The sequence below is a fragment of the Fluctibacter halophilus genome (genome assembly GCF_020687825.1).
Taxonomy (GTDB): Bacteria; Pseudomonadota; Gammaproteobacteria; order Enterobacterales; family Alteromonadaceae; genus Fluctibacter; species Fluctibacter halophilus.
Genome location: NZ_JAJEWP010000001.1, coordinates 1,126,143 through 1,139,010 on the forward strand (window position 1 = coordinate 1,126,143; position 12,868 = coordinate 1,139,010).

The following is a 12,868-nucleotide window of genomic DNA, read 5'->3' on the forward strand; positions in this document are numbered from 1 at the left end:
TTTCCTATTGTTGCCGTCCGTCTGCTTATAGCTTTTATTTTTTCACTGCAGAGGACTGGGTTGTTTTTATCGTTAATGTAGAGCCGGTCTTTGTTCTAGCACCTCCTGTTTTTCAAAACGCAATAGCACACCACACGCAGACACAAAGGTGTCCGACGTTCCGGTATTTCTCAAATGGGGGAGATTGGCATCCGTGTAGTTGTAGCGTCTTCCTTAACGGATCCGCCTTGGTGGCAGGATCGGGTTACAACAACCTCATTCAGTTCCGTTGCGGAAATGAACTGGTAAGTATAATTACCGACCTGTTGGCTAAAATGCAACCCAAATTTGCAATAAAATGAAACATTTTTTTCAATTAGATTTCATATGATGTAAAAAAACACCTGATTTTGCCATTGTTGGCTATATATCGATCAGGGTGTGGTAAAAAAACGATCAGTAGGTTAATGATTTGTTAAAGTGGCGGTTATTCAGAACTATGTTCGGCAGCACTTTTTAAACTTTTTACCGCTTCCACACCAACACTGTGCATTCCGATCCCATTGAAACGGACCGGAATCAGACAAAATGTGGCCATCAGCATAGCGCCATTGTCGATCTTCGATGACAAACCGGGAACGCTCATGCAGTCGATAACATTGCCCGTCTTCAACGGAGTAAGCGACAAACTCCACATGCGCTTCACCATGATCCAGGATCTCGAGCTTAACCCAACGGATCTCATCCTGACGCAATGCGTCCAGATTTAATGTTTTACGCACGTCTGATGTGTAGGTGGCCAATACATATTCGACGTTGTTCATCGCATAGGCACAATAACGGGCGCGCATCAGCTGCAGGGGAATAACCGGATTCCCAGTCATAGTGTGGTACGGCTCGCAGCAATTGGCATAGGTGTCGCCAGAACAACAAGGGCAGGCAAGGGGCACTAGAACATTTACCGTTTAAATCGTGGTGACGTAATAATACCATTGCTGCTAACAGATAAAAACGTACTCAGTATCAGGCCGGACGCAGACGGGCAACTTCTCGCGGCCGATGTTGAATATCAACGATGACAACATCGAAACGTCGGCACAAGAATTCCAGTTGCTGTTTAAACAAAGCTGAAAATTTACCATTATCGACCACAATCGTGTGAACATTGCCGCTACAAATTAATTTCTCCAGCCATTCCTGCAGGGTTGCTGTGTCTGGTTTTGGCAACTGTATGAGTGGTGCAGACATTGAACCGATAACAGCATGATTGCTGATGAGATAGGTCCAGCGACGGGGATCGCGGTTAAACAATGGCATCAATCCTGAAGTGTCCTGAAAGGATAACGCGGAAACGCCAGGCAGTACCGTGTTGGTGTTGGTAACGACATTCATAGCAAACCCTTGTTTTTCTATACAGTGTATGAACATACAGTAGTACTGTATAAATAAACATGCAAGTCTTTTTGTGTTTTTTTATACGACCGTCTTTATGGATTATTTCCTTAGCAGGAACAGCAGGTTAAACCATTGTATTGGTATGGCTTTCTGTGTTACCTGTGGCATAACTCAGTTAGTTTGTGTGTAAAAAGTGACTCGAATTAGAATAATAAGAAAAGCCCATCGATGGCTGATGATGCTGGCCGGTATTCAATGTGTTCTGTGGGCACTGTCCGGGTTGTACATGGTCAGTTTTGACATTCATACCGTACACGGTGAACACCTTATTAATGTTCAACCTGCTACGATCGAAACGCCACCCGCTTATCCCGTTGATCGATTGTTGTCAGACTATCCCTCTGCGCAGCAGTTACGTCTCGACGTGATCAATGACACCAAGGTTTTTCGGTTCGTTGATGAACAGAATGTGACCCGTGTGCTTGATGCTGAAACGGGAAAACCTGTTGCAGTGGTGTCTGAAACCACCGCCGAAGAAATTGCCAAACAGGCGTTTCACGCCCCCTATCCAGTGCGCGCAGTTAAACAAATTAACGATCCGCAGCAAGCACCCTCGGAACTGTCAATCCGACATCTGCCGGTTTGGGCAGTAGAATTTGAGCATTGGTCACAACCAACCCTCTATATAAATCAATACAGTGGCGAAGTCGTTACCGTGCGGCACGCAATCTGGCGGCTGTTTGATCTGTTGTGGCGGCTGCATATCATGGATTACGACGATGGCGAAAACATCGGTAATGGGCTGCTGCAGGGGGTCGCCGGTGTGTTTTTTGTCGCCGTTGTTGCGGGGATATGGTTGGCTTACAAGCGAACTACCAGTAAGCCTTATCGTGTACGTCCCCGATTGAGTAAGTTTCACACAGTGCTGGGGATTGTTGTGTCGGTTCAGTTGTTGTTATGGCTGGGCAGTGGTTTGACATTGAGTCTGATGGCATCGCTGGAGCATAACCCTTCCCGCGACAGGGCGCACTCACCGATTAATCTCAGTGAATCAACGTGGCCGGACATCCCGTGGGCTGCGCTCGAACTGTCATCGGCACAACAGATTGAGTTTAAGCAATTGCTGGGCAAACCCTACCTTTACGTCCAACGCACAGTCCCCGTACATGCCAATCAACCCCGGGATGCAGCACTGCTTGATGCTGCGACAGGGTTGCCAATTGAAATCACCTCTGCGTTCGCAACGACAATCGCCAATAGAGCATACGAGGGCCAAGGAAAGGCTCATGTAACCTGGTTTGAGCAACCGCCACTGGACACCGTGCCAGGCTATCAGAATGCTGTATGGGTAACCCAGTTCAATGACGAGGCACGGACGCGGGTCGTCGTTGATGCCGTATCCGGCAATGTGATTTCGTTCACGGACAGGCTTTCTTCCTTAAAAGACTGGATGATGCGCCTGCATTTTATGGACTATCGCGGACCGATGGATTTTCATCATCCGCTGATCATAACCTTCGCTGTCGTGACGTTGTTGCTGAGTCTTACCGGACTGTGGTCAATGATGGGTGTATTGCGACTACGGCTCGGTAAAGGCGTTATGTCGGGTCGCCGTTATCGAATTGATGTCAGCACGGGTCATTCTGCAGACAGCACAGCGATTAAACTTGTTGCCCGTCATTCGCTGTTTGATGGTCTGATGAGCCGTGGTATCGCTGTGCCTTCAGCCTGTGGCGGTGGTGGTACATGTGGACAGTGTCGGTTTCAAACTGAAGATGCTGTGTCAATCAGCGCCAATGAACGAGTGCACCTGAGCGAGACTGCATTGCAAAAAGGCATACGTTTATGCTGCCAGCATTGGCCCAGTGAAGTCACCGAAATCCGAGTGTGGCCGAGCAAAGAAGCAGACCATTAAGGCATAGCGCGGCGCCACCATCGTTGCCATTGTTGGCGTCTTAGCAACATCAGTAACAACAAAGCACAACAGTACAGTAGCGGCTCCAGCCCGATGGTTTTCAGCGACCACAAGTAGTGCAGCAATACCAGCGGCGCGGCAACGTAAACACTGTTATGTAATCGCTGCCAGCGAGGACCGAGACGCCGTTGCCAGCCGCGGGTTGAGGTCACCCCCATCGCGCTTAGCAGCAACAGTGCGATAAAGCCCACAATGATGTAGGGCCGTGAGATCAGTGCGTCAAGTAATTGCTGCCAGTCCAGTTGCAATTCAAACAGTATAAAACTGACAACATGGGTCAGCCCATAGGCCAGTGCCCACAATCCAAGGGGGCGACGTAACGCAAACAAGGGACTTAAGCGAAACCTGCGAATGAGCGGTGAAATGGTAAGGCTCAGCAGTAACAGGTTAATTGCCCCCGTGCCGGTGAAATGCAGGACTTCTTCGACCGGATCAGAATAACGTGTGGTTGCAATGGCATGATAGTACACCCAGCAAAGCCATACGGCTGCCAGCATATGCACAATCACCCTCAACCAGCGAGCCTGTGTCTGCGTTATACGGATGCTAGCCATGCTTAATAATATCTTCGCAGATCCATGCCCTTGTACAGGGAGGCAACCTCGCTGTAACCGTTAAAGGGTAGGGTGTCGATGCGGTTGCGGGCCAACAACCCCCCACTGGTAATCCGCCGCTCACTGGCCTGGCTCCAGCGGGGGTGATCAACCGCCGGATTCACATTGGCATAGAAGCCATATTCCTGAGGCGCCAACCGGTTCCATGTGGTAGGCGGTTGGGTGTCGGTGAGCCGGATCCGGACAATGGATTTTATGCTTTTGAAACCGTACTTCCAGGGCACCACCAACCGGATGGGTGCACCATTCTGTGCTGGCAGGGTCTTTCCGTACAAGCCGACAGACAGGATGGTTAAGGGGTGCATTGCTTCGTCGATGCGCAAACCCTCGACGTACGGATAATCGATGCCGCCGCCGACAAAGCGACTTGCTTGTCCGGGCATTTGTTCGGGGTCATACAAGGTTTCGAATGCCACATAGCGAGCACTGCTCATAGGCTTAGCTTTCTTGAGTAGGGCGTTCAGTTCAAATCCGATCCAGGGGATCACCATTGACCAGGCTTCAACACAACGTAAACGGTAGATTCGCTCTTGCAGCGGGAATGCCGTGGTCAGATCTTCATAACCAAGGCTGTAGGGCGCTTCAACCAAACCGTCGATTTGCAGGGTCCAGGGATCTACCTTAAATCCCTGGGCATTGTTTTTCGGATCGCTTTTCGCAGTACCGAACTCATAGAAGTTGTTGTGACTGATCACCCGCTGTTCCGGCGTCAGGGTTTCACTGGTAGAAACATCAGGTGCGGCTTGTGCGTCAAGAGGAACGGTTTTGAACGCTGTTTCCGGTTCGTCATCGAACCAGCCGCTGGCAAGGCTTGTACGAGGTGCAAGCAGCCCGCTTGCGCCTACATAGCCGAGGCGTTTGAGCAATGTGCGGCGCGATTGATAAACCTTCTCATCCGTCACCATGTGTTCGGGCAAACTGAATGAGGAACGACGATATCCGGTCATGTCATGTTCTCCTGCTGTCTGTTCACTATAGAACGGTGAACACGAGCAATACTTTCAACCGGGCGTCAGCGGTTAAATCTGCCCCTGACTGTCGCCCAGGCTCCCAGCCCTGGGGGCAAACAGATTGGCGTGTAAACGGGCGGCAAAGCCGTCGGTCATGCCCGCAATGTAATCAGCAATGACCCGCATGCCATTATCGTTTTGTTGCTCTTTGTGCCACCGTTCGCGGGTGTTGTGCGGCAATAAACGTTCGGGATCTGAACTGAATGCTTCAAACAGCGCCATCACCACCTGCTGTCCTTTATACTCCAATACCTGAATTTCGGGTTTTCGGATGACATGCTTGAGCACAAACAGTTTGAAAGCAGTTAAGGCTTTGGCGTGGGGGTCGGGCAATTGCGCGTTGTACTGCAACAAGGGGGCTTCAAAATCAGCATCAACCTGAACAATCTCGATGGCGGTAATAAAGCTGTTAACCAAGCCGCCGATGATGTTCTTGCGCTTGTGATGGGCACCGTGGAACAGTTCGTCAGCCATGGCTGTGAGCGGCATGAATGGTGTGTAACCATCAATTTTTGCCAATACATCAACCACATCATGGATAAATGCATCGCGGTGAATAATCCCCATAACGATGGCGTCTTCCAGATCATGGATGCCATACGCGATGTCATCTGCCAGTTCCATGATCGAACAATCAAACGATTTGAAGCGGGTTTTAGCATGTCGTCCAGGCAGTAATTTGATCGACATCAGTTGCTCTTTGTCAGCATTGCTCAGCGGAGCCAACATCCAGTCAAATAGCGCCTGATCGCAGCGATAAAGTCCTTTCGGTGGATGCCAATCACTGGCTTTGACCCGTCGATGGTCGCTGACCGCCTGCGCGTGTGGCGGATACTCGGCATTGTACAGAGTATCAATAAAGTTGGGGTACTTAACCAGTCCTAGCAAGGTACGGCGAGTCAGGTTCATACCGTCTTGTTCGGTGTAGGGTTCCAGTTTGGTGATGATGCGAAATGTCTGACCATTGCCTTCAAAGCCGCCGTATCGGCTCATCATTGCATTTAATGCCACTTCACCACCATGGCCATAGGGCGGATGACCAATATCGTGAGCCAGACACAGGGCTTCGATCAATTGATCATCCAGCGCCAGTTGCTCAACCTGTTGCGGGTATTTGATGCGCAGTTGGGCGGCGATGCCTTGACCGATTTGAGAGGCTTCAAGACTGTGGGTCAACCGGGTGCGGTAAAAGTCACTCATTCCCACGCCCAGCACCTGAGTTTTGGACTGCAGCCGTCTGAATGCGGCAGAATGTAGGATGCGGGCTTTATCCCTTTGATAGGGGGAACGATGGTCCCGTTCCCGTTGCGGCTGGCTCTCAAGTTTACGTTCAGTCCACATAATAACCCCATACTCCTTAGGTGCATTCAGGGCACGTATGCGCCCGATTAACCGCTGTATTTACAACATACTACGTACTCAAAGGGAAAAAGCCCAGTGATCTGTCGCGAGGGCCTGCGGGCCAGAGTACCTATTCACGACATCCGCGTGATTAACTTGACGACGCGGTGAAATAACGCACTATGAAGTTACCGCATTGCAGAGAAACCCGAGAACCTGGAACATGCCACAACAAGAGAGATCATTGACCACACCTGCTTCAGAGGGACTGACTAGCGAACAAGCCCAACAGCGGCTGGTTGAATTTGGTCTCAACCGTTTGCCGGAGCCGCCTGTACCCGGCGCAGTTACCCTGTTTATTCGTCAGTTTGCCAGCCCGTTTATCTATATTCTGTTGTTAGCCTCGGTGGTCTCCTTTGCTCTTGGACAAGTCCCAAGCGGTGTGTTCATTCTGGTGGTTTTGCTGGTCAATGCCGTGATAGGTGCAGTGCAGGAGTATTCAGCGCAACGGGCCGCGGCTGCGTTACGGGACATGGTTAAAGGCACGGCGCATGTGTTGAGGGACGGGCAAATTATCACGCTGGATGTTGAGTTATTAGTGCCAGGCGACACCGTCTTATTGGCGTCTGGTGACAAGGTGCCAGCCGATGTCAGGCTACTCAGCACCCAAAACCTGGCGGTGGATGAGTCGATGTTAACCGGCGAGTCTCTGGCGGTAACCAAATCGGCCGGGGATGGTGGTGCCATCGATGATGCCAATCAGTCCAATGTTCATGCTTGTTACGCTGGCAGCATCATTACCCACGGCAGGGCTCAGGCAATTGTCACCGCCACAGGCAGCCAAACCCAATTGGGCAAAATTGCCCATCATGTGGTGGGCAAGCCGGCCAGTGCGCCTCCGTTAATGATCCGTATTCGCGCGTTTACTTATCAAATCGCCGCGGGGATATTGTTAATGATCGCCTTGTTGGCACTACTCATGGTGCTTTCCGGTCAATACAACGTCGAAGAAATGCTACTGATGAGTATTGGTTTGGCAGTGTCAGTGATCCCGGAAGGTCTCCCTGCCGCATTAACGGTCGCACTCGCTATCGGGATGTCGCGGATGGCAAAAAACAGCGTGATCATACGTCGCTTGCTGGCAGTTGAAGCGCTGGGATCCTGCACCATGATTTGCTCGGACAAAACCGGCACATTGACGGTCAACGAATTGACCATACGACGGGTGGTTATGCCTGACGGCGCAACCTACCATGTCGACGGTGAGGGCGTAGCACCGGGGGGAACCGTACTGCGCCCCGAACAGCGGCCTTTAGAGTGTGATGAACGCCTGAATGAACTGTGTATGGCGGGCGTGTTGGCCAATGAAAGCCACCTTGATTACAGCGGCGGCGATTGGGTCTCTGACGGCGATATCGTCGACATTGCATTTTTGGTGATGGCAAAGAAACTCGGTATGTCAATCCGCACATTGCGCTCCCAACAGGAAGCTATCGCGTTAATCCCCTATGAATCGGAAAAGGCCTACAGTGGCGTTGTTAACCGGGTCGGCGACTGTACGTATATTTATGCCAAGGGCAGCCCGGAACAGATGCTGGCAATGTGCAGTCTGATGCAGGGGTGTGATGGGCCACAACCGATCGACAAACAGGCCATTGAGCGCCAGTTTGTCGCGCTGGCAAGCCAGGGGTACCGGATCATCGCGTTAGCCCGAAAAGTGTCCGATGAGGATGACCATGCGTTGCAGGACATGGTTTTTCTGGGCATGGTGGCAATGATTGATCCCCTTAGACATGAAGCAGCGGATGCGATAGCCCAGTGTCGTAAAGGGGGGATCGAAGTGGCCATGATCACCGGCGATCATCCAGCAACGGCCAAATCCATTGCGCTTGAACTGGGATTGTGTTCAACGGATGACACGGTGGTAACCGGTGCTGATTTCGCCGGTTTAGACGAAACCCGCAACGACCAGATAGATGCACTGGTGCACCCGGCGAGGGTGTTTGCGCGCATTGCTCCCAAGCAAAAGGCACAGATTGTTGCCAGTTTTATCCGTCAGGGACATTTCGTGGCAGTGACCGGTGATGGTGTCAATGATGCCCCCGCCATGCGTTGTGCCAATGCCGGCATTGCAATGGGCAAGCGGGGCACGGATGTGGCAAGGGAAACGGCTGACCTGATCATTACCGATGATAACTTTGCGTCTATCGTCGCCGGGATCGAACAGGGCAGAGTGGTTTACAACAACATTCGCAAGGTGATTGGTTTGTTAGTGGCGACAGGATTCTCTGCCATATTGTTGTTTTTTTTGTGTGTTTTGGCAGGACTGCCCATGCCGCTGATTGCGGTGCAACTGCTGTGGCTCAATCTGGTCGCCAACGGTTTTCAGGATGTTGCGCTGGCGTTCGAGCCAAAAGAGGGGCACGAGTTGACTGAGCGGCCACGTTCGCCGGGGGAACCTGTGATGGAACGACATCTGATTGAACACGTTCTGGTGGTCGGTACGGTGATGGGACTGATTGCTTTTGCCCAGTTCGAATGGAATATCCGCCAGGGAATACCGCTGGAAGAAGCACGCAATCTAACCCTGATGCTCATGGTGCTGTTTGGTAATATACACGCGCTTAACAGTCGTTCAGAATCCCGCTCAGTGTTCAGGATCCCCTTGTTCAGCAATCCCTTTTTGATACTGGCGGTACCGATCGCTCAGATAGTCCACATACTCGCCATGTACACGCCGGGTTTACGGGACGTGCTGGCGTTACAGCCGATTACCCTTATTGAGTGGGCCCAATTGGCTGCACTTGCGCTAAGCCTGCTGGTAATTGAAGAGGCCCACAAAGCATTGATCCGGTGGCGAGCAAAGCGTAACGCCAATGCTATTGGTCATCCAGGGTGATTTCATCCAGGCTGAGGGTAAAACTGGGCATGTAGGCTTGCATAAAGTAATCGACTTCGTCGGAGTGATAATCGTGCAAAATTTTATCCAGACGTTTTTTCGCCAGTTGAAATTCCTGGTTGCCGGCCTGCAATTCTTCGAGTGTTTTCAGGTACGCACACAGCACATCGGCCGCCTTGACGATGAATTGCTCATCGTTACTCTGGTACCGGGTGTCGATTAAGCGCTGGTAGTCCTCACGAAAGGCATCGGGGGCCATATCGATGAGCTTTTGCTCGGCAATTTTTTCAATTTTTTTGTATTCCTGTTGAATGGCCGGGTTGTAGTACTTAACCGGGGTTGGCAAGTCCCCGGTCAACACTTCCGATACATCGTGAAACATGGCCAGTGTCGCGACTTTATAGGGATCCAGATTGCCGCCGAAAAAGCGGTTTTTGATCAGCGCCAGGGCATGGGCGACCATGGCTACCTGCAGGCTGTGTTCCTGTACATTTTCGGTGTTCACATTGCGCATCAAAGGCCAGCGATTGATCAGTTTCATGCGCGACAGATGGGCAAAAAAATGGCTTTTCTCGACGTTGTTATTCATGCTGTTACCGGTTGGAAGTGGGAAAAGTAATGTGCCAATTGATCCATGGCACCCCGTAGCTGGGTTTCATGGGGTAAAAACACCACACGGAAGTAGCAACCATCCTGAAGATTGAACGCGCTGCCATGCACCAGCAATATTTTCTCCCGCTCCAGAATGTCCAACATTAATAACTCGTCGTTTTCAACCTTATAGCGTTTGGTGTCGACCCGGGCAAAACAATACATTGCACCACTGGGTTTGACACAGCTGATCCCATCAATGGCGTTAAGCCCTTCAAACGCGATATCACGCTGTCTGCACAGTCGACCTTCGGGCTTGACCAAATCATCAATGCTTTGATAGCCGCCGAGGGCCGTTTGTATCGCATGCTGACAGGGCACATTGGCGCACATACGCATGGATGCCAGCATGTTCAGTCCGTCAAGGTAGCCTTTGGCGCGATTCAACGCGCCGGTCACCACCAGCCAACCAACGCGAAACCCGGCAACCCGGTAGTTTTTCGACAACCCACCCAAGGTACAGCAGACAAGATCTTCCGCCATACTGGCAATACAGTGGTGTTGCTGGCCGTCATAGATAATTTTGTCGTAGATTTCATCACTGAACAGCATCAATTGGTGTTTTCTTGCCAGTGTGACGACGTCATTCAGCAGTGCAGGGGAATACACCGCACCGGTTGGATTGTTCGGATTGATCAGTACCACAGCTTTGGTGCGTGAAGTGACCTTTTTTTCCATGTCCGCGATGTCAGGAAACCAGCCAGCTTGCTCGTCACAACGATAATGGACGGGAGTGCCACCGGCCAGGCGTACCGCAGCAGTCCACAAAGGATAATCCGGCGCAGGAAGCAGGACTTCATCTCCGTCATCCAGTAACGCTTGCATCGCCATAACAATCAGCTCACTGACACCGTTACCGATAAAAATATTATCCAGGTGTAATGGGCCGACGCGCATTTGCTGGTAATACTGCATTACCGCAACCCGTGCTGCATAAATGCCTTTTGCATCAGTGTATCCCTGAGCGTCAGGTAACTGATGGATGACGTCTTTGAGAATGTCATCTGGTGCCTCAAAGCCGAAAGGGGCAGGGTTGCCAATATTGAGTTTCAGGATGCGGTGTCCTTCTTCCTCCATTCGACGGGCTTGCTCCAGCACCCGTCCCCGAATGTCGTAGCAGACATCGCTCAGCTTGGTTGATTTTTCAAATGTTCTCATCGTCAGGAAACAACTGTCAGACAGACATGCAGAGTAATACAGCTGGTGTAACCTGTTAAGAATAAATGTCGTTTAACGACACAGGTATTTACATCTTTAAGGTTGAGGCCCAGGCGTAGTTGTTCCATGCTGTGGTGAGACTGTTAAGGTGAGAATTGTATGGCTTTACCACTACTTTGGCTTGGTGCAGGTTTGGCTGCGGTGTACGCAGGTAGTCGGCTAACCGAAGGCAGCGAGCGTCATCGCGCGCCTGTTGATGTCTATCCCGGTGAGTCAGGTCAGCGCGTAAAACCCGTCGATGGTGCAATTGTCTGTTGCGGTATTTATGCCGCATTCGAGCATACCGGTGTATGGCTTGATGACAGTATTGTCGAGTTAAAAGGAAACGGTTTGATCAGGGCGATATCACCACAGCGCTTTTTGCATGACCGCAGTGGCAGCAAAATCTACGTCGCCTGCGATACGCATGGCCAACCGCTGGTCGCCAATGGCACAGCTCAACGGGCTAGTGAACGGTTGTACCAGTATTCAGACTACGACGTGATAAAAAACAATTGTCATCGCTTTGTGTGGCAATGTGTCTCAGGGCGCAACGATCCCGTAACCTACTTTTCAGAACTGAACCATGCCCTGGGGCGCCAGTTTGGCCAGCCCGTCAGTTGGTATGAACAACAAATTTGATCCTGATCCATTGCAAGCACCCGTTTGTTAATAGTATGTTAATTTCTGAGTGAGCGATGTTGGTGATTTCGTCCATCAACGCTTAGCACAGGTGTGTCTGTCATTGGTTAAATATTGATCTATCACAATGGCAATGATTAATTCCTTGTTTATACTCACATTAACCCTGGTCAACAAAGCAGCCTGATCCAGGGCCTACTCAGAATACATTCAAGCCATCGCGGTTTTTGGGGGTGCTATGTCTCATCATTTTAAGGAAGAACCACACAACGCCATCACAGACAGTGGCATTGCGCGGGTAATACCCTGCAAGGAACTGGACATCGGTGATCCATTAAAATGGTTGTCGCTGGGGTTGCGGGACTTGTTCCGGGCACCATTGCTGACGGTCTTTTTCGGGATTATTTTCGCGGCAATTCCATGGTTTATCACCTACCTTGTCACATTGACCGGCTGGCACCTTGTGATATTGCCCGCCATGGTGTGCTTTATGCTGATCGGACCCTTTCTGGCCGCAGGTCTGTATGACGTCAGCTGGGAACTGGAAAAAGGCCATAAACCCTCTTTATGGCACAGCGTGAAGGCGATCAAACGCAACGCCGTAAATGAGTGGGGCTTTGGTATCATGTTGATGGTACTGATGATTTTCTGGTTGAGGGTGGCGTCAATGATCCATGCCCTGTATCCCTCCTATCTGAGTGATTCATTGGAGGAGCTGATGCCATTCCTGGCGCTGGGTACAGTGGTCGGTGCCATTTTTACCACCATCGTGTTTTTCCTCAGCGCGTTTACGCAGCCGATCCTGATGGAACGTAAGGTTGACCTTGGTACAGCAGTGCTGACCAGTGTCAATGCGGTGTGGCTGAACAAAGGTCCGATGTTCATCTGGGCGGCGATCATCTTTACCGCAGTCGTGTTTGGTTTCCTGACCGGCTTTATCGGCTTTATCTTCCTGATGCCGTTAATTGGTTATGGTACCTGGCACGCCTATATCGACACCATCGAAACCAAGCGCGAACGCCAATACGAGTAACCCCAAATTGCATGCCGGTAACCTCTACCGGCATGCATTGTTTCAGCACACGAATTTTTCACCTTTTCGTCACACATTCCACAATCCTTTCAAAAAGTTAGGATATATATCCTAATATTTGGCCTTAGTGAT

Annotated in this window: 11 protein-coding genes and 1 pseudogene; 4 read left to right on the forward strand and 8 right to left on the reverse strand. The window is 50.8% G+C overall.

Annotation, left to right across the window (positions count from 1 at the left end; all coding sequences use genetic code 11):
• Window positions 1-476: 476 nt before the first annotated feature.
• The 3 genes and pseudogenes from LJ739_RS05235 to LJ739_RS05240 all read right to left on the reverse strand — a co-directional run bounded on the left by LJ739_RS05235 (window position 477) and on the right by LJ739_RS05240 (window position 1,371).
• Window positions 477-863, reverse strand: coding sequence for a YchJ family protein (locus LJ739_RS05235; protein WP_229157730.1), 387 nt, complete (start codon window positions 861-863; stop codon window positions 477-479).
• A gap of 9 nt (window positions 864-872) precedes the next feature.
• Window positions 873-929: pseudogene (locus LJ739_RS19180) on the reverse strand (SEC-C metal-binding domain-containing protein); the annotation flags it as partial.
• A gap of 73 nt (window positions 930-1,002) precedes the next feature.
• Window positions 1,003-1,371, reverse strand: a complete 369-nt coding sequence (locus tag LJ739_RS05240) for a hypothetical protein (protein ID WP_229157732.1) — start codon at window positions 1,369-1,371, stop codon at window positions 1,003-1,005.
• Window positions 1,372-1,567: 196 nt separating this feature from the next.
• On the opposite strand from LJ739_RS05240, the gene LJ739_RS19125 reads away from it, so the two are divergent.
• A complete protein-coding gene (locus LJ739_RS19125) occupies window positions 1,568-3,289 on the forward strand; it encodes a PepSY domain-containing protein (protein ID WP_324254898.1) in 1,722 nt (573 codons plus the stop codon).
• Here the strand turns inward: LJ739_RS19125 and LJ739_RS05250 are convergent.
• The 3 genes from LJ739_RS05250 to LJ739_RS05260 form a co-directional block, all read right to left on the reverse strand.
• The gene (locus tag LJ739_RS05250) at window positions 3,286-3,903 is read right to left on the reverse strand and encodes a protein-methionine-sulfoxide reductase heme-binding subunit MsrQ (RefSeq protein WP_229157736.1); all 618 of its coding nucleotides are present in this window, start codon (window positions 3,901-3,903) and stop codon (window positions 3,286-3,288) included. The two genes, LJ739_RS19125 and LJ739_RS05250, sit on opposite strands and share 4 nt — an antisense overlap.
• A gap of 2 nt (window positions 3,904-3,905) precedes the next feature.
• Window positions 3,906-4,910 (reverse strand): protein-methionine-sulfoxide reductase catalytic subunit MsrP, encoded by a 1,005-nt coding sequence (gene msrP, locus LJ739_RS05255; protein WP_229157738.1) that lies wholly within the window; start codon window positions 4,908-4,910, stop codon window positions 3,906-3,908.
• Between the two features lie 72 nt (window positions 4,911-4,982).
• Complete coding sequence (locus tag LJ739_RS05260) at window positions 4,983-6,314, reverse strand: anti-phage deoxyguanosine triphosphatase (RefSeq protein WP_229157746.1); 1,332 nt, start codon at window positions 6,312-6,314, stop codon at window positions 4,983-4,985.
• A gap of 244 nt (window positions 6,315-6,558) precedes the next feature.
• Between LJ739_RS05260 and LJ739_RS05265 the strand changes: the two genes are divergently transcribed.
• Window positions 6,559-9,213, forward strand: a complete 2,655-nt coding sequence (locus LJ739_RS05265) for a cation-translocating P-type ATPase (RefSeq protein ID WP_229157748.1) — start codon at window positions 6,559-6,561, stop codon at window positions 9,211-9,213.
• On the opposite strand, the gene yfbR is transcribed toward LJ739_RS05265, so the two are convergent.
• Together yfbR and LJ739_RS05275 are read right to left on the reverse strand one after the other, a co-directional pair.
• Window positions 9,194-9,802: a 5'-deoxynucleotidase gene (gene yfbR / locus LJ739_RS05270; protein WP_229157751.1), complete on the reverse strand. Its 609-nt coding sequence runs from the start codon at window positions 9,800-9,802 to the stop codon at window positions 9,194-9,196. The two genes, LJ739_RS05265 and yfbR, sit on opposite strands and share 20 nt — an antisense overlap.
• Window positions 9,799-11,022, reverse strand: coding sequence for a pyridoxal phosphate-dependent aminotransferase (locus LJ739_RS05275; RefSeq protein ID WP_229157753.1), 1,224 nt, complete (start codon window positions 11,020-11,022; stop codon window positions 9,799-9,801). The genes yfbR and LJ739_RS05275 overlap by 4 nt, the downstream gene beginning before the upstream one ends.
• Window positions 11,023-11,181: 159 nt before the next feature.
• Here LJ739_RS05275 and LJ739_RS05280 point away from each other — a divergent pair, with 159 nt between their 5' ends.
• Window positions 11,182-11,703 (forward strand): lecithin retinol acyltransferase family protein, encoded by a 522-nt coding sequence (locus tag LJ739_RS05280; protein WP_229157755.1) that lies wholly within the window; start codon window positions 11,182-11,184, stop codon window positions 11,701-11,703.
• 238 nt (window positions 11,704-11,941) lie between these two features.
• Window positions 11,942-12,736, forward strand: a complete 795-nt coding sequence (locus tag LJ739_RS05285) for a DUF2189 domain-containing protein (RefSeq protein WP_229157758.1) — start codon at window positions 11,942-11,944, stop codon at window positions 12,734-12,736.
• Window positions 12,737-12,868: the final 132 nt, after the last annotated feature.

What these genes read in the sequence shown, in the direction of transcription:
- LJ739_RS05235 (WP_229157730.1), bottom strand. Translation starts at nt 863, where the DNA reads ATGACTGGGAATCCGGTTATTCCCCTGCAGCTGATGCGCGCCCGTTAT.
- LJ739_RS05240 (WP_229157732.1), bottom strand. Translation starts at nt 1,371, where the DNA reads ATGAATGTCGTTACCAACACCAACACGGTACTGCCTGGCGTTTCCGCG.
- LJ739_RS05250 (WP_229157736.1), bottom strand. Translation starts at nt 3,903, where the DNA reads ATGGCTAGCATCCGTATAACGCAGACACAGGCTCGCTGGTTGAGGGTG.
- msrP (WP_229157738.1), bottom strand. Translation starts at nt 4,910, where the DNA reads ATGACCGGATATCGTCGTTCCTCATTCAGTTTGCCCGAACACATGGTG.
- LJ739_RS05260 (WP_229157746.1), bottom strand. Translation starts at nt 6,314, where the DNA reads ATGTGGACTGAACGTAAACTTGAGAGCCAGCCGCAACGGGAACGGGAC.
- yfbR (WP_229157751.1), bottom strand. Translation starts at nt 9,802, where the DNA reads ATGAATAACAACGTCGAGAAAAGCCATTTTTTTGCCCATCTGTCGCGC.
- LJ739_RS05275 (WP_229157753.1), bottom strand. Translation starts at nt 11,022, where the DNA reads ATGAGAACATTTGAAAAATCAACCAAGCTGAGCGATGTCTGCTACGAC.
- LJ739_RS05280 (WP_229157755.1), top strand. Translation starts at nt 11,182, where the DNA reads ATGGCTTTACCACTACTTTGGCTTGGTGCAGGTTTGGCTGCGGTGTAC.
- LJ739_RS05285 (WP_229157758.1), top strand. Translation starts at nt 11,942, where the DNA reads ATGTCTCATCATTTTAAGGAAGAACCACACAACGCCATCACAGACAGT.